The 24,010-nt window shown below is 71.6% G+C and carries 7 protein-coding genes; 5 read left to right on the top strand and 2 right to left on the bottom strand.

Annotated features, from left to right (window positions below):
* Window positions 1-77: 77 nt before the first annotated feature.
* Together TA3x_RS08075 and TA3x_RS08070 are read right to left on the bottom strand one after the other, a co-directional pair.
* Complete coding sequence (locus tag TA3x_RS08075) at window positions 78-10,895, bottom strand: SdrD B-like domain-containing protein (RefSeq protein WP_435020045.1); 10,818 nt, start codon at window positions 10,893-10,895, stop codon at window positions 78-80.
* 247 nt (window positions 10,896-11,142) lie between these two features.
* Entirely contained in the window at window positions 11,143-11,322 is a 180-nt protein-coding gene (locus TA3x_RS08070; protein WP_435020043.1) for a hypothetical protein, read from the bottom strand.
* A 193-nt stretch (window positions 11,323-11,515) separates the two neighbouring features.
* Here TA3x_RS08070 and TA3x_RS08065 point away from each other — a divergent pair, with 193 nt between their 5' ends.
* The 5 genes from TA3x_RS08065 to TA3x_RS08045 all read left to right on the top strand — a co-directional run bounded on the left by TA3x_RS08065 (window position 11,516) and on the right by TA3x_RS08045 (window position 23,998).
* Window positions 11,516-13,741 (top strand): PQQ-dependent sugar dehydrogenase, encoded by a 2,226-nt coding sequence (locus TA3x_RS08065; protein ID WP_435020041.1) that lies wholly within the window; start codon window positions 11,516-11,518, stop codon window positions 13,739-13,741.
* 253 nt (window positions 13,742-13,994) lie between these two features.
* On the top strand, window positions 13,995-19,070 hold the full coding sequence (locus tag TA3x_RS08060; RefSeq protein ID WP_435020039.1) for a PVC-type heme-binding CxxCH protein: 5,076 nt from the start codon (window positions 13,995-13,997) through the stop codon (window positions 19,068-19,070).
* Window positions 19,071-19,287: 217 nt separating this feature from the next.
* Window positions 19,288-21,987 carry a PSD1 and planctomycete cytochrome C domain-containing protein gene (locus tag TA3x_RS08055; protein ID WP_435020037.1) on the top strand — a complete coding sequence of 900 codons (2,700 nt, stop codon included), beginning with the start codon at window positions 19,288-19,290 and terminating at the stop codon, window positions 21,985-21,987.
* A gap of 24 nt (window positions 21,988-22,011) precedes the next feature.
* On the top strand, window positions 22,012-23,397 hold the full coding sequence (locus TA3x_RS08050) for a DUF1501 domain-containing protein (protein WP_435020035.1): 1,386 nt from the start codon (window positions 22,012-22,014) through the stop codon (window positions 23,395-23,397).
* A gap of 163 nt (window positions 23,398-23,560) precedes the next feature.
* The gene (locus TA3x_RS08045) at window positions 23,561-23,998 is read left to right on the top strand and encodes a Fur family transcriptional regulator (RefSeq protein WP_435020033.1); all 438 of its coding nucleotides are present in this window, start codon (window positions 23,561-23,563) and stop codon (window positions 23,996-23,998) included.
* The last annotated feature ends 12 nt before the right edge of the window (window positions 23,999-24,010 follow it).

The following is a 24,010-nucleotide window of genomic DNA, read 5'->3' as shown; positions in this document are numbered from 1 at the left end:
GCCCGCTCGCCATCGCTGATGTCGATGTCGTGGGCCCCGCGCGGTGATGTCATGCCCGATCATCGGTGCTGTCAGGATCAAAGGTTTGTGACATGGTCTGACGCCGTCCGCTTCGGTTGGAGTTTGATCCGGGTCGATTCCCTTGCGACGAGTTCGACGTCCCTGGATCGCCTCGCCGGTGCGAGCAAGGTTCGACGCAAGTCGGGCAAGAAGCGAGCGAGGAGCGGGCCTTTGGGCAGGGCCCTGGCACCCCGGATGATCTTGGAATCCAGATCGCTCGGGGCACTCCCGGGGCGGACAATCAACTCAGAGAGCCGGCAATTCGGCCTGGGCAGTGTCGCGAAGTCGTAGCCCGTGGCGGACTCGCCCGCTTCCAGGGTGATGGCCCGGATGCGACCGCTCCCGGCCGCCCCGCCCGTCGTCCCGGCCGTCGCTCGTTCATTGCGGAGGAATCGGGGGAGGACCTCGCGGAGCGAGTAGACCCCCGGCCGGAGGCCCTCGAAGGCGAAGGAGCCGTCGGGCCCGGTGGTCGTCGTGAGCTTCACCGGCATGCCGTTTTCATCGATGCCGGTCAGGATGACCCGGACCGTGGCCACGCCGAAGTCGCCCTGGCCGAAGGAGTGATCGCGGTAGAGGTCGAGATAAACCCTGCCGACGATCCTCCCGAGCGTCGAGGCCGCGAACGAATACCCGCTGGCGACGGCCCCGGCCCCGAGGACGATCCCTTCCACCCGCCCGCCCCTCGCCACACCCCCGAGATTCCCTGGCACGCCGACGAGCCGGGAACTCGCATCCGGGACGGTCAGCGTGTAGATGCCCGCCGGGAGGTCGTCGAAACGATAGGAGCCATCCGGGGAGGTGAATGCGGCGAATCGGACCGCGCGACCAGCCGCGTCAATCCCATCGACGATCACCATCAGGCCGCCCAGCCCCGACTCCCCGGCGCCTTGGATTCCATCGCCGTTCGTGTCGACGAACACCGACCCCGCAATGGTCGCCGACGGGGCGATGGGCGGCGGGCTCACGGGCGGCGGGGGCTCGACGGGAGGGCCAGGATCGACCGGCGGCGGAGGCTCGACCGGCGGCGGAGGCTCGACCGGCGGGACGACGGCCGTGACGGCCACGGTGGTCGCGAACGAGTTATTTGCGGGTTCGAGGTCGAACTGGTCGGATCGGACCGTGCCGGCGGCCACGGTGGCGTCCCCGGCCGCGATGGCTTCGAGCGAGAGCAGCAGGGTCGCCGATCCGCCGCCCGGGATGGCCCCGACCGTCCAGAGGCCGGTCGACGGGTCGTATGTCCCCAGGTCGGGCGAGGAGGCGAGGAGCCGGAACCCGGGGGGCAGGGCGATGGGCACCGCCACCCCGGTCGCGCCATCGGGCCCGCCATTGGAGACCACCAGGCGGATCGCGACCACCTGGCCGACGGTCGCGGCGGCGGGCGGATTCGCCGCCCCCAGGGCCAGGTCGACGGCCCTCGGGATCACCGCCGTCGAGGCGGAGTTGCCGCTCGGGTCGGGGTCGAATTGGTCGACCGAGTCGAGCGTGGCCGAGACCGTCGCCGGTCGCGGCGATGCGACCCGGGCCCGGATCACGAGGGTGATGGCCCCGGAGGAGGAGACGGTGCCCGCAAGCCACCGCCCGGTGGCGGGGTCGTAGGTCCCCTGCCCCGGCTCGGCCGCGACGAACTCCAGGCCCGGGGGGAGGGGGATCGAGGCCGACACGCCCGTCGCGGGGTCCGGGCCGATGTTGGCCAGGGTGACGGTGAAGGTGACGACATCCCCGACGTTCGGGCGGGCGATGTCGCTCGCGATGGCCAGGCCCAGGTCGGACCGTTCCGGGAGGATGGCGATCGAGCCCTGGACGCCCGAGGCGGCGCCGAATTGGTCGGCCGCGACCACCGCGACGGTGGCCAGCGACGGGTTGGCGGAGACGGCCCGCGCGCTCACCCGGAGCGTCGCCGTGGCGCCGGGGGCCAGCGTCCCCACGTTCCAGATCGCCGCGAGCGGGTCGTAGGCCCCCCCGTCGGCGGTCGCCGAGAGGATCTCAAGCCCGGGCGGGAAGATGCCGCCGGCACGGACTCCGGTGGCCGCGTCGGGCCCTCGGTTCGTCAGGGTCACTGTGAAGGTGATGACCTGGCCGGCGATGGGCGTCAGGTCGTCGACCGTGGCGTTCAGGGTCAGTTCCGCCCTCTGGGCGGCGATTGTCACCGAGGCCGCGTCGTCGGCGGGGTCGGGATCGAACTGGTCGGAGGTCGCGATCGCGCTGGTGACCGACAGGGCCGCGGGGTCCGTGACACGGGCGATCAGGACGAGCGTGCGCGGGCCGCCCGGGGCGACCGTGCCGACGTCCCAGAGGCCGGTGGACGGGTCGAAGGCCCCGGAACTCGGGGTGGCCGAGACGAGTGCAAGACCGGCCGGCAGCGCATTCGCGACCCGGACGCCGGTCGCCGCGTCCGGTCCGGCGTCCGCGAGCGTGACCACGATCGTGACGAGGTCGCCCACATTGGGCCGGGCCACGTCCACGGTCGAGGTGAGCGACAGGTCGGACTGCCTGGGGGCGATCGTGATCGAGGCCGAATTATCGGTCGGATCGGGGTCGAACTGGTCGGCCGAGAGGACGGTGATGCTGGTGGTCTGGGGGCTGGGCGAAACGACGCGGACGCGGAGGCGGAGGCTCAGGGTTTCGCCCGGGGCGACCTCGCCCACGGACCAGATCCCGCCGGCCGGCGAGAATCCCCCCTGGTCGGGGTCGGCCCCCTCGAAGACGTAGCCGGCCGGGAGCGAGCCGAGCACGACGATGCCGCCGGAGGCATCCGGGCCGGTGTTGGTGAGCGTGGCGGTGAGGGTGATCACGTCGCCGACGTTGGGGCTCGCCTGGTCGACGGTCAGGCCCGCCCTCAGGTCCGACTGCCGGGGCACGAACGAGGCCGAGGCCGCGTTGTCGGCCGGGTTGGGGTCGAACTGGACGGCCCCGACCACGGCCGCCGTGGCCGCGCCGGCGGCGGGCGAGGCGACGATGGCGCGGAGGATCAGGACGCCGGTGGTGCCCGGGTTGATCGAGTCCACGACCCAGAGGCCGGTGGCGGGGTCGAATGTCCCCCGGCTCGGCGTGGCCCCCACCAGCGTCAGCCCGGCCGGGAGCGCGTTGGCGATGTTCACGCCCGTCGCGGGGTCGGGCCCGAGGTTGCCCAGCGTGATCGTGACGGTGATCACGTCGCCCACGTTGGGCGTCGGCCGGTCCACGGCCGCCGAGAGGGAGAGCCCGGAACTCTGCGGCGACACGGAGACGCTGACCGAATCATTCGTCCCGTCGGGGTCGAACTGGTCGACGGTGGCGATCGAGGCCGTGCCGGAGACGGCGTCGGCCGCGACGACCAGCGCCGAGAGGGTCAGGGTCGCCGAGGCCCCCGAGGGCAAGGTCCCGATCGTCCAGGTGCCCGTCGTCGGGTCGTAGGCCCCCAGGCCCGGCAGGCTCGCGACGAAGGCGAGGCCCGGCGGGAGGGGGCCGGAGATGGTCACGCCGGTGGCGGCTTCGGGCCCCGCGTTGGCGACGGTCACGGTGAAGTTGACGACGTCCCCGACGTTCGGGCGGGCCACGTCGACCGAAGCCGAAAGGCTGAGGTTCGCCTGCTGCGGCTGGACCCGGACCTCGGCGCGGTTGTTCGAGAGATTCGGGTCGAACTGGTCGGACTGGCGGATCGTCGCGACCGAGGTCGTGACCCCCGGCGCCGTGGCCACGGCCACGAGGGTCAGCGTGGCCGTCGACCCGGAAGCGAGGCCGGCGACGGTCCAGGTGCCGCTGCTCGGGTCATAGGCCCCGAGGCCGACCGTGCTGGACGCCAGGGAGAAGCCCGCCGGCAAGGCGGCGTCGATGGTGATGCCCGTCGCATCGTCGGGGCCGAGGTTGGCGAGGCTGAAGGTGAAGGTCACCGACTCCCCGACGTTGGGCCTCGGCCTGTCCACCTGGCCGATCAGCCGCAACTCGGCCTGTTGCGGCTCGGTCGAAGTTTGCGCCGCGTTGTTCGCCGGGAACGGGTCGAACTGGTCGACCGCGGTGATCGAGGCCCGATTCACCGTGGTGGCGGGGTCGTCGACGGTCGCGGTGATGATCAGCACGACTTCCCCGCCGGGGGCGAGGGTTCCGACCGTCCATAATCCGGTGCCGGGGGCGTAGGTGCCCTGGCCCGGGGTGGCGGAGACGAAGGTGACGCCGCTCGGCAGCAGATCCTCGACCAGGATCCCGGTGGCGGCGTCGGGCCCGGAGTTTTCGAGGAAGATCGTGTAGCTGATCGTGTCGCCGACGTTGGGCGTCGGGTTGCTGACGATCACGGCGACCCCGAGCTCGGCCCGCCGGGGGGCGATCGAAACCGAGGCCCCGTTGTTGCCCGTGGACGGGTCGAACTGGTCGACGGACGCGACGGCCGCGGCGAACCCGAGCGGGCTGGCATCCGCCACGCGGGCCACGATCGTCAGCGAGGTCGGGGCGTTCGCCGCGAGGGTCCCGATCGTCCACAGGCCGGTGCCCGGGTCGTACGTCCCCTGGCCGGTCGTCGCGGAGGCGAACGTATATCCGAAGGGGAGGGGCGCCGCCACGGACACCCCGGTGGCGGCGTCGGGGCCGTTATCCACGACCGAGAAGGTGAAGGTGACGAAGTCGCCCACATTGGGCGTGGGGTCGCTCGCGGTCGCGGAGAGGGCCAGGTCGGCACGCTGCGGCACGAAGGAGATGCTGGCGGTGCGGTCATCCTGGTCGGGGTCGAACTGGTCGACCGCGACGATCGAGGCCACGTTGGTCGTCGGCGAGGGCGAGAGGGCGCGGAGCACCAGGGTGAGCGTCGGGGACGCGCCGGAACCGACGTTGGCGAGGCTCCAGGCCCCGGTCGACGGGTCATAGATGCCGGAGCTGGGGGTTGCCGAGATCAGGGCGAGCCCGGCCGGGATGAAGTCGGCGACGCGGACCGCGGTGGCGGCGTCGGGCCCCGCGTTCGCCAGGGTCAGCGTGAGCGAGAAGACATCGCCCACGTTCGGGGCCGTCGTGCTGGCGACGGCCACCAGCGACAGGTCGGCCCGCTGGGGGACCGTCGTCGCGGAGGCCGCATTGTTGGCGGCGTTGGGGTCGAACTGGTCGGAGGCCAGGATCGCGGCGGCGTTGGTCGCGGACGCGGACCCGACCACCCTCGCCTGGATGATCAGGGTGGCCGAGGCGCCCGGGGCCACGGGTCCCGCCTCCCAGATGCCCGAGGTCTGGGAGTAGATGCCCTGCGAGGGGGAAGCCGCGACCAGCGAGAGGCCGGCCGGGAGGAGGTCGCCGATCCGGACGCCCGACGCCCCGTCCGGGCCGGAGTTGGCCACCGTGATCGTGAAGGTGACCAGGTCCCCCACGTTCGGGGCTAGCCGGTCGACGTTCATGCCCAGGGCCAGGTCGGCCTGGGTCGGGACGAAGGTGATCGACGAGGAATCGTTCAGCGAGGAGGGGTCGAACTGGTCGGCCGACGCGATCGAGGCGGTAGTCGTCAGGGGGGCCGGGCTCGCTACCCGGGCCCGGATCTGGAGGAGCGCCTTGGCCCCCGACGCGAGCGGGCCAACGACCCAGGCCCCGGTGGCCGGGTCGTAGGCCCCCGGGCCCGCGGCGTCGACGAAGACGAGGCCGGCCGGGAGGAGGTCGGAGACGACCACGCCCGAGGCGGCATCGGGGCCCGCATTGGCGAGCGTTACGGAGAGCGTGACCACGTCCCCCACGTTCGGCCGGGCCGCGCTCGCCGAGGTGGTGAGCGAGAGGTCGGATCGCTGCGGGGTGAAGGAGGCGGAGGCGGCGTTGTTGCTCGCCGACGGGTCGAACTGATCGGCCGCCGAGATCGACGCGGAGGCGGTGGTCGCCGTCGTCGCGGTCACCCGGGCCGTGATCCGCAACGCCTGGGAGGAGCCCGCCGCGACCGTGCCGACGGTCCAGGTGCCGGAGATCGGGTCGTAGGTGCCCTGGGTGGGCGTCGCCGAGACGAAATCGAGCCCGGCCGGCAGGGCCGCCGAGATGCCGACCCCGGTCGCCGAGGCGGGCCCGGCATCGCTCACGGCGATGAAGTAGGAGATCAGGTCGCCCACGTTGGGCCGGGAGGTGTCGAAGGCCACCGCCAGGCCCAGGTCGGCCTGGAGCGGGTTGCTGGCGGCGATGGCCGTGTTGTTCGACGGGTCGGGGTCGAACTGGTCGGCCGCCGCGATCGTGGCGATGTTGGTCGTGGCCCCGGGGGCCGTGACCAGGGCGACGATCCGGAGCACCTGGGGCGATCCCGGGGCGATGCTGCCGATCGTCCAGAGGCCGGTGGCCGGGTCGTAACCGCCCCGGGTCTGGGTGGACGAGATGAACTGGAGGCCGGCGGGCAGGGCGTCCCGCACGATCACGCCGGACGCCGGGTCGGGGCCGATGCTGTTCACCGTGATCGTGTAGGTGACGAACTGGCCGACGTTTGGGGTCGACACGTCCACCGATTGGCCGAGGGCGAGGTCGGACCGCTGGGGCACGACGACGGCCGTGGACGAATTATTGCCGGCGACGGCATCGAACTGGACGGCGTCGGCCACGCTCGCCACGCTCGTGATGGCGCCCGGTGCGTCCACCCGCACCATCAGCCGGAGCACCTGAGTGCCCAGGGCATCCACGGTCCCGACATCCCAGATCCCCGTGGTCGGGTTGTAGATCCCCTGGCTCGGCTGGAACGACAGGACGGTCAGGCCGAGACCGGCCGAGGAACGGACCAGCACGCCGGTGGCCGCCGAGGGCCCGGCGTTGGTCAGGGTGGTCGTCAGGGTGATGACATCGCCCACGTTCGGGCGGGCGACGTCGACGGACTTGGTCACCCCGAGGTCGATGGTCTGCGGCGTCGCCGAGGCGGTCGAGGAATTGTTGCCCGCGGTGGGGTCGAACTGGTCGGCGGCGACCACCGTCGCCGTGTGGTTGAAGGGGGCGGACGAGGCGACCCGGGCCACCAGGACCAGCGTGGCCGGCCCGCCCGGGTTGACCGTCCCGACCGACCAGATCCCGGCGATCGGGTCGTAGGCCCCCTGGCTCGGCGCGGCCGATTGGAAGACGAGGCCGGGGGCGAGCAGGTCGCGGACGACCACGCCGGTGGCGGCGTCCGGCCCGATATTCGAGAGCGTGACCGTGAGGGTGACGAGGTCGCCCACGTTCGGCGTGGCGTTGGAGATGGCGGCGTTCAGGGACAGGTCGGCCTGGCGGGGCGTGATCGTCGCGACGGCGACGTTGTCGGCCGCGTTGGGGTCGAACTGGGCGACGGCCGCGATCGCCGCCGAGGCCGTCGCCGTGCCGGGGGCCGTCACCCGGGCGCGGATCAGGAGGGTCTGCTGGGCCGAGCCGCCGAGCGTGCCGACGATCCAGGTCCCGGCCGTCGCATCATAGGTCCCCTGCCCCGGCTCGGCCGAGACGAAGCTCAGGCCGGCCGGCAGGACGTTGTTCACCCGGACCCCGGTGGCCGCGTCGGGGCCGGCGTTGGAGAGCGTCACGGCCAAGGTCACGACGTCGCCCACGTTGGGCGTGGGGTTGTCCGCCGCGAGGGCCAGGCCCAGGCCGGATCGCTGGGGGACCGCCGTCACGGTCAGGCCGTTGTTCGAGGCGTCGGGATCGAACTGGTCGGAGCCGACGATCGACGCCGTGCCGACCAGGGGGTCCGCCGAGTCGACCCGAACCCGGAGCGTGAGCGTGCGCGGGGCCAGGGTGTCGACCGTCCCCACGGCCCAGATCCCGGTCGCCGGGTCGAAGGTCCCCTGGCTCGGCGTGGAGGACAGGATGGACACGCCCGCGGGGAGGGTGCCGGCGGCCCGGACGCCGGTCGCGGTATCCGGCCCCTGGTTGCTGAGGGTGAAGACCAGCGTCACGACATCGCCGACGTTGGGCCGGGGGTCGTCGCCGCTCAGCGTCAGCAGGAGGTCGGACCGCTTGGGCGTGATGGCGATCGATGAGCTGTTGTCGGTGTTATTGGGGTCGAACTGGTCGGAGGCGACGATCGACGCCGTGCTGGTGGTCGGCGAGGGGGAGGTCGCGCGGGCGACCAGGGTCAGGGCGACGGCCTCGGTCGCGCCGACGCCGCCCACCGTCCAGGATCCGGTGGCGGGGTCGTAGGCCCCCCGGCCCGGCGAGGCCGATACGAACGAGAGGCCCGCCGGGAGCAGGTCGCCGACCACCACCCCGGTGGCCGACGACGGTCCGGCGTTGCGCAGGGTGACGGTGAACGTCACCAATTCGTTGGCATCGGGCCGGGTATTGCTCGCGATGTTGGTGAGGGACAGCGAGGCTTCCTGGGGGGTGACCGCCGTCCTGGACGAGTTGTTGGCCGAGTTGGGGTCGAACTGGTCGCTGGCGAGCACCGACACCGTGACCGGCGTGATGGTGGGATTGATCACCCTGGCCCGGGCCACCAGCGTCTGGGTGGCCCCGACCCCGACGCCGCCGACCGTCCAGGTGGTGGTGGCCGGGTCGAAGGCCCCCTGGCTCAGGGTCACCGAAAGGATCTCGACGCCCGCCGGGAAGCCGGCGGTGCCCAGGCGGACGCTGGTGGCGGCGTCGGGACCGTTGTTCGACACCGTCACGGTGTAGGTGATGATGTCGCCCACGTTGGGCGCCGGGTTGTCGATGCCCGTGGCCACCCCGAGGTCGGATTGCTGGGGAGTGACGGCCGCCGAGGCGACGTTGTTGCCGCCGACCGGGTCGTACTGGGCGGACGAGGCGACCGATGCCGTGGCCACGGAGGCCGCGGGGGACGTGACGTCGGCCGTGAGCGTCAACGTCGCGGTCGCGCCGGAGGCGATCGTCCCGACCGTCCAGTTGCCGGTGGCCGGGTCGTACGACCCCAGGCCCGGCGTGGCCGACACCAGGCTGAACCCGGCCGGCAGGGCGGCGGCGATGGTCACGCCGGTGGCGGCGTCGGGCCCGCGATTGGCGAGCGTCGTGGTGAACACGACCCGGCCGCCGACGTTGGGCCTCGGGTTGTCGACCGCCTGCGTCAGCGACAGGTCGGCCCGGAGCGGCACCACCACCGCCGAGGCGCTGTTGTTGGTGGAGACCGGGTCGGGCAGGTCCGCGACGCCGATGGAAGCGGTCGCCGTGATCGTCGACGGCAGGACGACGCGCGCCCGCAGGGCCAGGGTTGCCTGCCCCCCCACGGCCACGGTGCCCGCCGTCCAGAGGCCCGTGCCCGGATTGTAGGCCCCCTGCGAGGGCGTGGCCGAGACGAACTGCAGGCCCGACGGGAGCAGGTCATTGACCTGGATCCCGGTGCCGTCGAACGGCCCGCCGTTGCTGATCGTGGTGGTGATGACCACGAAGTCGCCGACGTTGGGCCTCGGGTTGTCGACCGCCTGGGACAGGGCCAGGTCGGCATTGCGGACGACGATCGCCGAGGTCGCGGCGCCGGCCGCCGCCAGGCTCGCCCCGGTGTTCTGCCCGGTGAAGGTGGCGGTCGCCTGGCTGTTGATGGCCGTGCCGTTCGGGACCGTCGAGTCGACCCGGACGCGGAATCGGACCGTGGTCGTGGTCCCGACGTCCGCCGTCCCGCCCGTCGTCCCGTTCGCCCCGGACCCCAGGCGGAAGACGACGCGATTGTTCGCAAGGTCGAACTCGGCCTGGTCGTCCCCGGCGGCGTCGGTCTTGGCCCCGGCATTCGCGCCCGAGAGGACCTGCAATGAACCCGGGACGTAGGAGGTGTTCGCCGGGATCGGATCGAGCAGGATGAATCTCGTGGCCGCCTCGCCCGAAGCGACCGAGACCGTGTCGGTGTACTCCAGGATGTCGCCCGGCTCGACGTTGCCGCCGTTGAGGTCCACCACCCCTTTGGTCCCGACCACGACCGGGGCGTACAGGTCGATGGCCGTGGTCACCACGCCCGGCAGGTAGGTCTCGCCCCCGGTGGTCAGCGCGATCGTGGCCGAGGTGGCTCCGTTGGGGATGACGCCGGTCGTGTTCACGATGTCGGCGTCGAAGCCCAGCTGGTTGACGTAATCGGGGTTCTTGGTCGAGACCCTCGCTCCCCTGTTGGAGACCGTGCTGTTGAAGAAATTGTTCGCCGGATTCAGCGCGTCGGACAGGGTCGTATTGTTCAGCTTGACCGCATCGCCCGTCGACCCGAGATCCCCCTCGTAGGCGACGAACCCGATGCGGGCGTTGACCGCCCCGGTGGGCGGGGCCGTGAACCCGTTGATCGTGAGCGTGATGTTGGGCGTCGACGAGTTGACCGCCGCCAGGCCGTCGAAGACGCTCAGGTTCCTGGGCGGGGCGGCCGGGTCGCCGTAGACGACCACGATCGACCAGCCGGCGTCCTTATCGGCCCCGGTGTTCGCCTGCACGTTGGCGACCGTGTAGGTTCCCACCCCGGCCGCGCGCACCAGGTTGGTCACGTCGGCGAAGGCCTGGTAGTTGTTCGTCGAGTCGGCCCCGAACGAGAGGCCATTCAGGGTGGTATATCCGCTCGCCCCCGGGGCGCGGAACAGGGCGGTGTTCCGGCTGGGGGACGCCGAATTGGCGCCCCAGTACAGCCCGGCGAACAGCACCGAACCCCCGGCCGGGAGCGAGAGATTGGCCTGGCTCGAATTGAACGTCGACGCGACCCCGTCGACGTCGACATAGACCATGCTGAAATTGTTGTTATTGAGGCTCGTCCCCGTGCCCGCCTGCGCGGCCGTCGCGGCGGCGTCCGACGCCGGGGCCGTCATCAGCGTGTTCGCGACGAACAGGATGTCGCCGCTGGCATTGGTGCTGAAGCGCGGGGCGAATGGCGTGATCACCGCCGGCAGCAAGCGTCGTTCCAGGTCGGTGACGCGTGCCGCGAAAGGGATGACCTTCCTCGGCGACCGCAGGCCGTCCCGGGTGCCCTTCCGAGATCCCCGATTCATCTCGATGACTCTCGTTTCGCGTGTTGGCCCGATGTCGGAGGAGGGCGGAATCCCTCGACACCAGAACGGATGACCATGCCCGGGCTCGTCGGCATCGCGCCTGCCGTGACATCCAGCCACGTATGCGCATGCCAGGTCCGCCCGGGCGGTGATGGCCCCGGTGACAGGTTCATAACTCGATTAATCAACTAATAGAACACGGCGCAATGGGCTGCAAAGTCGCGCGAACAGGTTCGATGCTTTTTGTTCAGCCGGCAGGGTCCGCGATCTTTCGATGGGCATCGGCCACCCGGATGCTCCCAACCAGCTGGACGCCCGGGCGGTCGTGTCCCGCCTCCCGCGGGGCGACCTCCGCCGCCCCCGCTTCCTTGCTGGTCAGCCGGCGGTCCAGGCATTGCCGGGCGAGCACCGGCCAGGCCAGGGCCATGAAGCACGCTGGGGGGAACCTGCCCGGGAAGCGCCGGATGGCGCCGATTCCCGACTTCGAGAAGGGAGGGAAGGCACAGCCCCAGGCAATCGATGTCGAGCCGAAGGACTGACCTGCGGTATCATCGATCGCTGGGCCGGGGCCTGGCCGTACCGCCCCCGGCCTGGCTGCCCCCGGATTGGGAGGTCACCCGTTGCGCATCGCATCAACGCCGGCGTTTCTCGTCGTCGCCTCGGTCCTCGCGTTCGGAATCCTGCAGCCCCGGCCGCCCCGGGCCGCGGAGCCCGCGGATTCGTCCCGCCCCGGGCTCGACCATCGCGTCCCCTGGACGACCTCGCGGGTGGTCGGGTCGCCCGAGCCGCCCCCGCCCTATCGGGGCGAGCGGATCTACCCCAGGCTCAGGGTCGTCCAGCCGCTCGCCTTCGAGGCCGAGCCCGGCACGCGCGATCATCTGATCATCCAGCACCTCGGTGGCTGGGCCCCGCCCGGCCGCATCCTCCGGCTCCGCGACGATCCCGAGGCCGAAGACGCCGAGGTGATCCTGGAACTGGAAGGGATCGCCTACGGGCTCGACTTCCACCCCGACTACGCCCGCAACGGCCACCTGTTCGTCGGCCAGAATCGCAACGTCGGCAAGGAGGCCAGGACGCGGGTCTCTCGGTTCACCGTGGACCGGGAAACCGGGACGATCGACCCGGCCAGCGAGTTCGTCGTGATCGAGTGGAACTCCAACGGGCACAACGGCGGCGACGTCGCGTTCGGCAACGACGGCATGCTCTACGTCTCGTCGGGCGACGGCTCGTCCGACTCCGACCGCGACCTCCGCGGCCAGGATCTGTCCCACCTGACCGCCAAGATCCTCCGGATCGACGTGGACCGCCCCGACGCGGGGCGGGGCTACTCGGTCCCCCGGGACAACCCGTTCGTCGGCCGGGAGGGCGTCGCGCCCGAGACCTGGGCCTACGGCCTGCGCAACCCGTGGCGGCTGTCCTACGACCGCAGGACCGGGCAGCTCTGGGCCGGGGTCAACGGCCAGGACCTGTGGGAGTTCGCCATCCTGATCGAAAAGGGGAAGAACTACGGCTGGAGCCTGTTCGAAGGCAGCCACCCGTTCCAACCCGGCCGCGCCGCCGGCCCGACCCCGCCGGTCCCGCCCACCGTGGAGCATCACCACTCCGAGGCCCGGTCCCTCTCGGGCGGGGTCGTGTACCACGGCGATCGCCTGCCCGAACTCAAGGGGGCCTACGTCTACGGCGACTGGTCCACCGGCAAGGTCTGGGCGGTCCGCCACGACGGGTCGAAGGTGGCCTGGCATCGCGAGATCGCCGACACCCCGTTCCAGATCACCGGGTTCGGCCTCGGCCACGACGGCGAGCTGGTGGTGATCGACCACGGCTCCGGCTTCTACCGCCTCGTCCCCGAGGCCTCGACCGCCGACCGCCCCCCCTTCCCCGACCGCCTCAGCCAGACCGGCCTGTTCGCCTCGACCCGCGACCGATCCCCTGCGCCCGGGCTGATCCCCTACTCGGTGATCGCCCCGCTCTGGTCGGACGGGACCGGGAAGGAGCGGTTCATCGCCGTGCCGGGGGAAGGCAAGGTCGGCTTCCAGGGGGGCGGCAAGGGCTGGGACTTCCCCGAGGGGACCGTCCTGGTCAAGACCTTCCTCGCGGACCTCGCCGGCGGGGATCCTGCCCCCGCGCGGCCGATCGAGACCCGCCTCATGACCCGCCAGCAGGGGGAATGGGTCGGCTATTCCTACCTCTGGGACGACGCCGGCGAGGACGCGAAGCTCGTCGGCAAGGGAGGGCTGGACCGCACCCTGATCGTCCGCGACCCGGCCGCGCCGGGGGGCCGGCGGACCCAGTCCTACCGCTACCCGAGCCGGGCCGAGTGCATGGTCTGCCACTCCCGGGCCGCCAACTTCGTCCTGGGTCTGTCGGATCTCCAGATGAACCGGGACCACGACTACGGCGGGGTCGTCGCCAACCAGCTCCGGACCCTGGAGCACATCGGCCTGTTCGCCGAACGACTCCCGAAGCGTCCGGAGGAAATCGATCGCCTGGTCGATCCCCACGACCGCCAGGCCGACCTCACCCGGCGGGCCCGGTCCTACCTCCATGCCAATTGCGCGAACTGCCACGTCGAGGCGGGCGGCGGCAACGCGGCCGTCGACCTGACCCTCGGCGCCTCGTCGGAGGGGATGCGCGTCATCGACGTCGCCCCGATGCAGGAGTCATTCGGGATCCCCGACCCCAGGATCATCGCCCCGGGGCATCCCGGACGCTCGACCCTCCTGGAACGGGTCCGGCGTCGAGCCCCGGGCCAGATGCCCCCCCTGGCCTCCTCGGTCGTCGATGAAGCGGCGGTCCGGCTCCTGACCGAGTGGATCGAGCGGATGCCTCCCGCTGTGCCGAAATGACTTCGGGCGAGTTTGCAAGTCCGGTGAAATGATATCGATGTGCTAACATTTTATGAATCTGATTGCCTTCCGGGCGGGCGGATTCGATCCGCTCGAACGGATGATTTGGTGGGCCGCGGCGAGTAGAATCCGCGAGCGGGTTCGCCGCCGGGTGCGGGGCTGGTCGAGGATGAGGCGAGGGTATCCCGTCGCGAGCCAGGGCGAATGAAGACGACCGGAGGATGCCCGGACGATTCACACCGAGGACTTCCAGATGCGTGCCGCCTGCCTGCTCCTTGCCCTCGCTCTCCCCATGGCGAACGCGGACGCCGCCGATGTCGGCAATCGCCTGGCCTATCTGGAGGAGGGCAGCCCGTATCACGTCGGCCGGGGGTTCCCGAAGCTTGTCACGCCGCAGTGGGTCGGCGAGGAGGGCGTCGAGGCGGTGGTCGTCCTGGCCGTGGACGACATGGGCGAGAATGCCGCCAGGTACGAAGCCTTCCTCCGCCCGATCCTGGATCGCCTCAAGGCGATCGACGGCCGGGCCCCGGTGAGCATCATGACCTGCCGGGCGGATCCCCGGGCCCCCGAGCTTCGGCGCTGGCTGGCCGAGGGCGTCAACCTCGACGTCCACACGCTGTCCCATCCCTGCCCCCTGCTCCGGGGAGCCGACCCGGAAGTCCCCCGGCGTGATTATCACGGCTGCGTCGATCGGCTCCACGAGATCCCCGGGAACCGGCCCGTCGCCTTCCGGATGCCCTGCTGCGACTCGCAGAACACCGTCAGCCCGCGATTCTTCGCCGAGATCTTCAATCGGAGGAGCCCCGGGGGGCACTTCCTCTCGATCGACTCGTCCGTCTTCAACATCACCACCGCCAACGACCCCGACCTGCCCCGCAGCCTGGTCCTCGATGCCAAGGGCGGGGAGCGATTCCGGGCCTATCTCCCCTTCCCGTCGTTCGTCAACACGATCGAGGACTATCCCTATCCCTACGTGATCGGCGGGGCCTGCTGGGAGTTCCCCTGCGCCGTGCCGAGCGACTGGGAGGCCCAGAACCTCCGCAAGCCGAACCATCCGCTCTCGGTCGAGGACATGAAGACGGCCATCGATGCCACCGTGCTGAAGAAGGGCGTGTTCAACCTGGTCTTCCACCCCCACGGCTGGATCAAGAGCGAGCAGGTGGTCGAACTGATCGACCACGCCGCGAAGACGCATGGCAGGAAGGTCAAGTTCCTGAACTTCCGCGAGGCCCAGGAGCGGATCGACCGGAACCTCCTCGACGGCCAGCCGCTCCGGGCCGAGGACGGGGGGGATAACGGGGTCCGTTTGCTCGACGTCGATGGCGACGGCTTCATGGATGTGACCGTCGGCAACGCGGTCCGGCGCGAGACCCGCGTCTGGCTCCCGAAGGACGGGCGCTGGGAGACCGCGGATTTCCCCCTCGCGCTCGTCCAGCAAGATCGAGCCCCGTCGACCCGCCCCGGCGTCCGGTTCGGCGTGGTCCGGGGCGGCGGGCGGCCGTCCGTCATCGTCAGGGACGGGGAGGAGGGGGCCTGGACGTTCGACGGCCGGCGATGGGCGAGCGACCCCTCCCTGCTGCGTGGGCTCGACATCGACGGCGGGGTGGTCCGCACGGCGATCGAAGGTCGCGACGGAGGCGTGCGGCTGCGCGACATCGACGGCGACGGCCGGTGCGAACTCATCGTGGGCGCCGATGGGAAGGGGGCGGTGTTCTCCTGGTCGGACGATCGGGGGGCGTGGTCGAGGCGGCCCTTCGGGTTGCCGGGCGGGACGAGCCTCGTCCGGGAAGGGCGTGACGCGGGCCTCCGGTTCCTCGACCTCGACGAGGACGGGCGGCTCGACGTGGTCTCCTCGAACGACGAGGGATCGAGCATCCACCTGTTCGACTCCCCCGAGAAGGGCTGGTCGCGTCGCGTCCCGGCCGACCCGTTGCCGAAGATCGTGCGTGGCGGCGAGGACAACGGATTCTGGGCCCATTCGCGGCACCTGTGGTGGCAGAACGAGGAGACGGCCGGCTTGCCCGAGTTCGTCGATCGCCGCTCGATCAACGAGCTGCTCAAGGAGGTGGAGCCCCGGGCCCGCACGCCCGAGGCGTCGCGGGCCTCGATCCGGGTCCATCCCGGCTTCCGCGTGGAGCTGGTCGCGAGCGAGCCCCTGGTCCGCGACCCGGTCGCCTTCGACTGGGGGGCCGACGGCCGCCTCTGGGTCGTCGAGATGGGGGACTACCCGCTCGGCGGGGACGGCAAGGGGAAGCCGGTCGGGGTCGTGAAGCGGCTGGAGGATGCCGACGGCGACGGGTCGTACGACCGGGCGACGGTCTTCCTCGACGGGCTCTCGTTCCCGACCGGCGTCATGCCCTGGAGCAAGGGGGTCCTCATCGCCTGCGCGCCGGACATCCTCTACGCCGAGGACCGCGACGGCGACGGGAGGGCCGACGTGCGCGAGGTCCTGTTCACCGGCTTCGTGCCGGGCAACCCCCAGCACCGGATGAACGGCTTCGAGCTGGGGCTCGACGGCTGGGTCTACGGGGCCAATGGGGATAGCGGCGGCCGGATCCGCTCGACCCGGACCGGAAAGACGGTGAACATCTCCGGCCGCGACTTCCGGTTCCGGCCCGACGACGGCCGGTTCGAGGCCGAGAGCGGGCAGACGCAGTTCGGCCGGCATCGCGACGACTGGGGCCACTGGTTCGGCAACAACAACAGCGTCTGGGGCTGGTACTACGCCCTGTCCGACCGCGACCTCGCCCGCAACCCGGCCGTCGCCATCGGCCAGGCGAAGGCCCCGCTCGGCGTCGACGGCCGGCTCTACCCGATCAGTCGGACGCTCCCCCGGTTCAACTTCCCGGGCACCGAAGGCCAGGTGACCTCGGCGAACAGCCCGACGCCGTATCGGGACTCCCTGTTCGGCCCCGCGTTCGCGGACGCCCTGTTCGTGAGCGAGCCGGTCCACAACCTCGTCCGGCGGATCCGCCTGGAGCCCGACGGGGTGGCCTTCCGGGGCCGCCTGGCGGACGACGAGGCCGGCCGCGAGTTCCTGGCCTCCACCGACAACTGGTTCCGCCCCGCGATGCTGAAGACCGGGCCCGACGGGGCGCTCTGGATCGCGGACATGTACCGCGCCGTGATCGAGCATCCCGAGTGGATCCCCGATGATTGGGAGGCCCGGATTGACCTCCGCGCCGGCCATGACCTCGGGCGGATCTACCGCGTGGTGCCCGTCCACCAGCCACCCCGCCCGATCGACCGCCTGGACCGCCTCGATGTCGCGGGGCTGGTCGCGGCCCTCGACAGCCCGAACGGCTGGCGCCGCGACACGGCCCAGCGGCTGCTGCTCCATTCGGCCGACGCGTCGGCGATCGGGCCCCTGCGCACCCTCGCCACCACGAGCGACCGCCCCCAGACGCGGGTCCAGGCCCTGGGGACATTGCAGGCGCTCGGGGGCGTTGATGCCGGCGTGGTCGAGGCCTGCCTGGCCCACGCCCATCCGGAGGTACGCCGGGCGGCCGCGCGGGCGGGCGAGGAGATGATGGCGGGGTCGCCCGGGATCGGGGCGGCGATCGCCCGCCTGACCGACGATGCGGAGATCCGGGTGAGGATGCAGGCGGCGTTGAGCCTCGGCCGGTGGCCGGACCCCGAGGCGGGGAAGGCCCTGGCCCGCATCCTCCTCCGCGACGCGGGCGACCCGTGGGTGCGCCCGGCCGCGCTCATCTCCGCGAAGGGGCACGCCGCGACGATCCTCGCGAGCCTGTTCTCCGAACCCGCCGGCCGCCCCGCCGCGTCGGTCGTCGAGCCCCTCTTCGCCCAGGCTTTGGCCGACGGCCCGGGAGGGCTCGCACCCCTGATCCGGTCGGCGACCGAGCCGGTCGGCGGCCGGTTCTCCGCGTGGCAATTCGCGGCCGTCGGCGGCCTGCTCGACGCGGCCGCGCGGGCGGGAAAGTCCTGGGCGGACGTCGCCGGGCCGGATGCGCAGCGGATCGAGGCCCTGCCCGCGGCCGCGAGGCGCTCGCTGGCCGACGATCGGGCCGATGCCGAGTTGCGGCACTCCGCCGCCCGCTTCCTGGGGCGACGCGGGCCGATCGGGCCCGAAGACCGCGACGCCCTCGCCTCGCTGCTCCGCCCGCAGGCCCCGCCGAGCCTCCAGGCGGAGGGCGTCCGGGCGCTCGCGCACGCCGGGGGGGCGGACGTCCCGCGCCTCCTGCTCGCCGGTTGGGCGGGGCATTCGCCCTCGCTCCGGGCCGCGATCCTCGACACGCTCCTGAGCCGGGAGGCCTGGGGCGAGGCCCTGCTCGCCGCGGCGGAGGCCGGCGCCATCGCGCCGGGCGACATCGGCCCCGGAGACCGGGAACGGTTGCTCCGGGCGCGGTCGGCCCCGTCGCGGGATCGGGCGGCGGCGCTGTTCGTCGGGGCCAGGGGGCCCCGGGCCGATGTCATCGCGAGGTATCGCGACGCGATGCCGAGGGAGGGCGATCCGAAGGCGGGGATGGCCGTCTTCCGGAAGAACTGTGCCGCGTGCCACAGGCTCGGCGGCGAGGGGGCCGAGGTCGGGCCGGACCTGTCCACCATCACGGACCGATCGGACGAGGTCCTGCTGACGGCGGTCCTCGATCCCAACCGGGCCTTCGAGGCCCGATTCACGACCTTCCTGATCGCGACCGCCGACGGCCGGACCCTCTCCGGCATCGTGGCGTCCGAGACGGCCGCCAGCATCACGCTGCTCCGGCAGGACGGCCAGGGGGACATCGTGCCGCGCTCCGAGATCGCCGAGATGACCAGCTCGGGCAAGTCCCTCATGCCCGAAGGGCTGGAAGAAACGATCCCGCCGCGCGACCTCGCCGACCTCTTCGCCGCCCTCCGGGCCGCCGGGCCACCCCCCAGGACGATCCCCGGGAATCGGCCCGAGCGGGTCGGCCCCGGACCCGATGGTGCGATCCTCCTGAAGGCGCAAGCCGCCGAGATCCGCGGGCCGAACCTGACCCTGGAGCCGACCTACCACAACCTCGGCTACTGGACCTCCGCGGAGGATCGGGCCGCCTGGGAGTTCCAGGTCGAGCGGCCGGGCCGCTACGAGGTCGAACTCGAATGGGCCTGCGACGACTCGTCGGCGAACAATGCCTATCTCCTGGATTTCGGGGCCTCGCGCATCGCCGGCAAGGTCGCGGGCACGGGCTCGTGGGATGCCTATCGATGGCAGAAGGTCGGGGGGCTGGACCTCGCCTCCGGTACCCACCGGCTGGAGGTCCGGCCGGCCGGACCCATCCGCACCGCGTTGTTCGACCTGCGCACGATCCGATTGCGACCCGCCGCCGCCGCCGATGGGCGGCCCTGAGTGCTCCCGGGCGTCATCGATCGGGTCGGGGAGTTGGGAATCCCGACACGGAAGGAACCTCATCCTTCCCCAGTCGACCCTCGACGAGCATGCCGGTTAAACATCGGCTGAATTTCGATTGCCCGGCGGCCCGCCGACCGCTTAGGATCAGGCGATCCCGCTCTCCTCCGCCGCCGACCTCCCGATCGTCCCACGACTCGCGCGAGGATTTCGCTTCATGCTTCGATCGATGTCCCGCCTCGCCCTGGCGACACTGATGGCCGCTTCCCTCGCGAGGGCGGACGAGCCGATGGCCCCGGCGTTCGACGCGGCGAAGCTCGAATTCTTCGAGGCGAAGGTTCGCCCGGTCCTGGAGGTGCACTGCATCAACTGCCACGGGGCGACCAAGCAGAAGGCGGGGCTCCGGCTCGACTCGCGCGATGCGCTGATGCGGGGCGGCGACACCGGGGCGGCCGTCGAGCCGGGCCGCCCGGAGGGGAGCCGGCTGATCGAGGCGGTCAACCATTCGGCCGACCTCCAGATGCCGCCCAAAGGGAAGCTCAAGGACGGCGAGGTCGCCGACCTGACCCGGTGGGTCCGGGACGGCGCCGCCTGGCCCGAGCCGAACGTCGCGGCCCGCCCGGCCGCCGCCGTCGGCATCACGGCCGAGGATCGCGCCTTCTGGTCGTTCCGGCCGGTCGAGGACCCGCCGGTGCCGAAGGTCGCCGACGCCTCCTGGCCGACTTCGCCCCTCGACCGCTTCGTCCTCGCCGAGATGGAGGCCCGGGGCCTCCGGCCCGTCCCCCCGGCCGACCGCCGGGCCCTGATCCGCCGCGTCTCGTTCGACCTGATCGGCCTGCCGCCGGCCCCCGAGGAGGTCGAGGCGTTCGTCGCCGACGACGCGCCCGAGGCGTTCGCGAAGGTCGTCGATCGCCTGCTCGCCAGCCCCCACTACGGGGAGCGATGGGGACGCCACTGGCTGGACGTGGCCCGATACGGCGAGGACCAGGCCCACACCTTCGAGGCCCGCCTCTACCCGCAGGGCTACAAGTATCGCGACTGGGTGGCCAAGGCCCTCAACGACGACATGCCCTACGACCGCTTCGTCGTGGAACAGGTCGCCGGCGACCTGATCGAAGGGCCGGGGAGAGAAGGACGCCACGCCGCCCTGGGCTTCTTCGCCCTCGGCCCGGTCTATTACGGGGGGGCGGTCTACGACGAACTCGACGACCGGGTCGATACCCTGACCCGGGGCTTCCTGGGCCTGACCGTGGCCTGCGCCCGGTGCCACGACCACAAGTTCGACCCGATCCCCACGTCGGATTACTACGCCCTCGCCGGGATCTTCCAGAGCACCGCCTACAAGGAGATCCCGGAGGCCCCGACCGAGGTGGTCGCCGCCTATGCCTCGGCCCAGTCCGCGATCAAGGCGAAGACGGCCGAGATCGCCGCCTTCGTGAAGGCCGAGTCGGCCCGATGGGCGGCGAATGCGACCCCGGAGATCCCCCGATACATGGTCGGGGCCTGGACCCTGGCCAACCGCCGCAAGACGAACCCCGGCCTGGCCGCCGCGGCGGTCGCCGGGGAGCAAGGGCTCGAAGCGTCCCTCCTGGACCGCTGGGCCAAGTACCTCGAACCCAGGCCCGACGACCGCCGCCCCGGCCTGGCCGGTTGGCGGGCCTTCGTGGCGGGGCAGGATCCCCAGGTTGACCTTTCGGGCGACCCTGCCGCGAAGGCCGAGGCCGGCCGGGTCGCCGCGGCCTTCGGGGATCGCGTCCGGGCCAGCCGGATCGTGGGCGAGGCGTTCGGCCTGCCTCGGGCCGAAACCGAGTCCCTCCGCGCGATCCTCGGCCCCGACGGCCTGTTCGCCCTGCCCAAGGATCAGGCCGAGAAGTCCCTCCCGGCCGGGGCGAAGGCCGCTCTCAAGGCGAAGAAGGCGGAACTGGCGAAGCTGAAGGCCGATGCCCCGGCCAAGTATCCGGTCATCCACGCTCTGTCCGACGGGCCGTCGCCGGGGAACATGAAGGTCTTGCTCCGGGGCAACCCGGCCACGCCCGGCCCCGAGGCCCCACGGCGCTTCCTGTCGGTCCTCTCCCCCGAAGGGCCCGGCTGGGACCTGCCCAGGGGCAGCGGACGCCTGGAACTGGCCCGCGCGATCGCCAGCCCGGAGAATCCCCTGACGGCCCGCGTGATGGTCAACCGGGTCTGGGAGCACCACTTTGGCCGGGGCCTGGTCGCCACGCCGAGCAACTTCGGCCGGATGGGGGAACGCCCCAGCCATCCGGCGTTGCTCGACCACCTGGCCCGCCGGTTCGTCGCCTCGGGCTGGTCGCTCAAGGCGCTGCATCGCGAGATCCTGCTCTCCGCGACCTATCAACTCGCGGCGGTCGAGGACCCGAGCAACGCGCAGGTCGACCCGGCCAACGTCTACCTCTGGCGGGCCAACCGCCGGAGGCTGGAGGTCGAGCCCTGGCGCGACGCGATGCTCGCCGTCGCGGGCCAGCTCGACGCGACCGTCGGCGGCCCCTCGTCGGACCTCAAGGCCCCCGACAACCGGCGGCGGACGTTCTACGGCAAGGTGAGCCGCCACGACCTCGACGGCCTGCTCCGCCTGTTCGACTTCCCCGACCCGAACATCACCGCCGACAAAAGGGCCGTGACCGCCGTCCCGCTCCAGCAGCTGTTCGCCCTCAACAGCGGGTTCATGGAGCGCCAGGCCGAAGCCCTGGCCACCCGCCTGAACGCAGGCCCCGGCGACGCCGCGGACAAGGTCCGCCACGCCTACCCGCTCCTCTACGCCCGGCCGGCCACCGACCGCGAGGTTGCCCTCGGGGTCGCCTTCCTGTCCCGGCCCGACGAGCCCGGCGCGTCCCTGGGCCGCTGGGAGCGGTATGCCCAGGCGTTGCTGGCGGCCAACGAGTTCCTCTTCGTCGATTGATCGACCGTCCGGAAAGGATCGAGCATGACCGACGCGAGACGGGCCCCGGGGACGAATCGACGCGACTGGCTCCGGCGCATGGGGGGCGGATTCGGGGCCCTCGGCCTGGCGGGCGTGCTGGCCTCGGAGGCGAAGGGGGAGAGCCCGCTATCCCCGAAGGCGCCGCACTTCGCCCCGAGGGCAAAGCGGGTGATCTTCCTGTTCATGAACGGCGGGCCGTCGCACGTCGACACCTTCGACCCCAAGCCGATGCTCGCCGCCCGCGCCGGGGAGGCCCCGCCCGACTCGGTCCTGAAGGGCCGGAAGACGGGCGGCAAACTGATGCCGTCGAACTTCGGGTTCGCCAGGCACGGCTCCGCCGGGATCGACATCAGCGAACTCTACCCGAAGCTCGCCGAGCGGGCCGACGACCTGTGCGTCATCCGCTCGATGTACACCGACGTCCCGAACCACGAGCCCGCGCTCCTGATGATGAACTCGGGCGTGATCCAGCCCACCCGGCCCAGCCTGGGCTCTTGGCTGACCTACGGGCTGGGGTCGGACAACCAGGACCTGCCCGGCTTCGTGGTCCTCTGCCCCGGGAAGCCGGTGGTCGGCCCGCAACTCTGGAGCAACTCGTTCCTGCCGGGGATCTTCCAGGGGACGCACATCAACAACAAGGCGGTCGACCCCCGGTCGATCATCGCCCACGTCGCCAACAAGAGCCTGGGACGCGAGGCCCAGCGCGACCAGCTCGACCTGCTCCAATCCCTGAACGCGCAGCATCTTGAGTCACGCGGGGCCGACGCGCAACTCGAAGGCCGGATCCAGTCGCTGGAGATGGCCTTCCGGATGCAGTTCGAGGCGCAGGACGCCTTCGATCTCGGCAAGGAATCCCCCGCCACCCGAGCCCTGTACGGCGAGGGGAAGTTCGCCGATGCCTGCCTGATCGCCCGCCGCCTCGCCGAGCGGGGCGTCCGGATTACGCAGGTCTACTACGGCGACGGCCAGCCGTGGGACGACCATGCCGACATGGCCAACCACCGCGACCACGCCCAGAAGAGCGATGCCCCCATCGCGGCGCTGCTGGCCGACCTCAAGGCCCGGGGCCTGCTCGACGAGACCCTGGTGGTCTGGGGCGGCGAGTTCGGCCGGACCCCGACCTCGCAGGGGTCCAAGGGACGCGACCACCACAATACCGGGTTCACGATGTGGCTGGCGGGGGGCGGCGTGAAGGGCGGCCACGTCCACGGCAGCACCGACGAGTTCGGCTGGAACGCCGTCGAGGATCGCGTCCACGTCCACGACCTCCACGCCACCATCCTGCACCTGATGGGGATCGACCACGAGCGCCTGACCTATCGCTACAGCGGCCGGGACTTCCGCCTGACCGACGTCCACGGCGAGGTCGTCCGGGGCATCCTGGCCTGAAGACACCCGGCTCGTCCGGGACGGCCGCGCCCGGCTCGACCTGCCGGGAGCAAGGGCGGCCGTGCGCGAACGGACGACGGCCAAGCGGAGAACTGAGTCGGGAAAGCGATCCTGGAACGATTCAAAGTCTGGACTTTGTCCGGATTCCGATTAGAATCAGTCCATGCTGACAGACTTTCCCGCTCTGCTCCGCCAGTACGGTCTGAACGTCACGGCCCAGCGGTTGGCGGTCCTCCGCGCCGTGTCGAGCCACCCTCACTGCACCGCGGACGCGGTGGCGGATCATGCCCGTTCTGAGATCGGGGCGATCTCGCGCCAGGCGGTCTATGACGCCCTCGGGATCCTGGCGGAACATGGCGTCCTCCGCCGGATCGAACCCCCGGGGTCCCCGGCACGCTACGAGTGCCGCGTCGGCGACAACCACCATCATCTGATCTGCCGCACCTGCGGGAAGACGGTGGACGTCGATTGCGTGGTCGGGGAGGCCCCATGCCTTGCCGCGTCCGATGGCGCGGGCTTCCAGATCGACGAGGCCGAGGTCGTCTTCTGGGGCAAGTGTCCCGAGTGTCTCGCGGCGCCGCGAACGCCATCAGGGCCCTGAACGCTGGCCGCC

It is taken from the genome of Tundrisphaera macrotermitis (genome assembly GCF_051175315.1).
Classification (GTDB): domain Bacteria; phylum Planctomycetota; class Planctomycetia; order Isosphaerales; family Isosphaeraceae; genus Tundrisphaera.
This window is presented reverse-complemented; position numbering and strand designations above follow the sequence as displayed.

What these genes read in the sequence shown, in the direction of transcription:
- TA3x_RS08075 (WP_435020045.1), bottom strand. Translation starts at nt 10,895, where the DNA reads ATGAATCGGGGATCTCGGAAGGGCACCCGGGACGGCCTGCGGTCGCCG.
- TA3x_RS08070 (WP_435020043.1), bottom strand. Translation starts at nt 11,322, where the DNA reads ATGGCCCTGGCCTGGCCGGTGCTCGCCCGGCAATGCCTGGACCGCCGG.
- TA3x_RS08060 (WP_435020039.1), top strand. Translation starts at nt 13,995, where the DNA reads ATGCGTGCCGCCTGCCTGCTCCTTGCCCTCGCTCTCCCCATGGCGAAC.
- TA3x_RS08055 (WP_435020037.1), top strand. Translation starts at nt 19,288, where the DNA reads ATGCTTCGATCGATGTCCCGCCTCGCCCTGGCGACACTGATGGCCGCT.
- TA3x_RS08050 (WP_435020035.1), top strand. Translation starts at nt 22,012, where the DNA reads ATGACCGACGCGAGACGGGCCCCGGGGACGAATCGACGCGACTGGCTC.
- TA3x_RS08045 (WP_435020033.1), top strand. Translation starts at nt 23,561, where the DNA reads ATGCTGACAGACTTTCCCGCTCTGCTCCGCCAGTACGGTCTGAACGTC.